Origin of the sequence: Hydrogenophaga flava NBRC 102514, assembly GCF_001571145.1 — a bacterium.
Classification (GTDB): domain Bacteria; phylum Pseudomonadota; class Gammaproteobacteria; order Burkholderiales; family Burkholderiaceae_C; genus Hydrogenophaga; species Hydrogenophaga flava.
Map to the genome: position 1 here is coordinate 1 of NZ_BCTF01000068.1, position 1320 is coordinate 1320.

1 protein-coding gene and 1 other annotated feature are annotated in these 1320 nt (G+C 61.5%); the gene reads left to right on the forward strand.

Annotated elements, in window-relative coordinates:
- The first annotated feature begins 50 nt into the window (after positions 1-50).
- Positions 51-1282 (forward strand): IS3 family transposase gene (locus HFL01S_RS24410; protein ID WP_157539135.1). Its coding sequence is split into 2 segments (ribosomal slippage): positions 51-336 and positions 336-1282, totalling 1233 coding nucleotides; the frame shifts between segments, so codons are not numbered across the junction.
- Positions 332-448 (forward strand) — a sequence feature (AL1L pseudoknot). It overlaps the preceding gene by 117 nt.
- Positions 1283-1320: the final 38 nt, after the last annotated feature.

The window sequence follows — 1320 nt, forward strand, 5'->3', positions numbered from 1 at the left end:
TGAACCGCCCCGGGTTTTGAGGAGGCTCTTTTCTCTGAGAGGATTGAGCCATGAGCAAGAAGTCGAACCAGTTTTCACCCGAAGTCCGCGAACGCGCTGTTCGCATGGTGCGCGAGCACCGCAGCGAGTACCCCTCCCTGTGGGCGGCCATTGAATCCATCGCCCCCAAGATCGGCTGCGTGCCACAGACCCTCCACGAATGGGTCAAGCGAGACCAGATCGATACCGGCGTACGTGACGGCATCACGACCTCCGAGCGTGAACAGATGAAGGCGCTGGAGCGCGAGGTCAAAGAGCTGCGCAAGGCCAACGAGATCCTCAAACTGGCCAGCGCGTTTTTCGCCCAGGCGGAGCTCGACCGCCGTCTGAAGTCCTGAACAACTTCGTCGACCAGCATCGACTGTCCTACGGGGTCGAGTCGATCTGCAAGGTGCTGCAGATCGCCCCGTCAGGCTATTGGCGTCACGCCGCTCACCAACGCAACCCCCAACTGCGCTGTCAGCGAACTCAGCGTGACGACACCTTGGTGCCGCACATTGAACGCGTCTGGCAGACCAACATGCGGGTCTACGGCGCAGACAAGGTCTGGAAGCAGATGAACCGAGAGGGAGTCGCCATTGCTCGCTGCACGGTCGAGCGCTTGATGAAGCGCCTGGGCTTGCAGGGTGTGCGCCGCGGCAAGGTGGTGCGCACCACGATCAGCGACATGAAGGCCCCGTGCCCACTGGACCGGGTCAACCGACAGTTCAAGGCCGAGCGACCCAACCAGCTTTGGGTGTCGGACTTCACGTACGTCTCGACCTGGCAAGGATGGCTGTACGTGGCCTTCGTGATCGACGTGTACGCCCGGCGCATTGTGGGTTGGCGGGTCAGCAGTTCCATGCACACGGAATTCGTTCTGGATGCCCTGGAGCAGGCGCTGTATGCCCGACAACCCGAGCGTGATGGCGCATTGATTCATCATTCCGACAGGGGGTCGCAATACGTTTCTATCCGCTACAGCGAACGGCTCGCAGAAGCTGGCATCGAGCCCTCGGTGGGCAGCAAGGGCGACAGCTACGACAACGCCCTGGCCGAGACGATCAACGGGCTGTACAAGGCCGAGGTGATCCATCGAAGGTCCTGGCCAACCCGTGAATCGGTGGAACTGGCCACGCTGGGATGGGTGTCCTGGTTCAACCATCACAGGCTGCTCGGACCCATCGGATACATACCGCCTGCAGAGGCTGAGGCAAACTACTACCGGCAACTCGCCAGTCAGTCCTCCATGGTGGCGGCCTGACTTAAACCAACCGGCCTCCACGAAACCCGGGGCGGTTC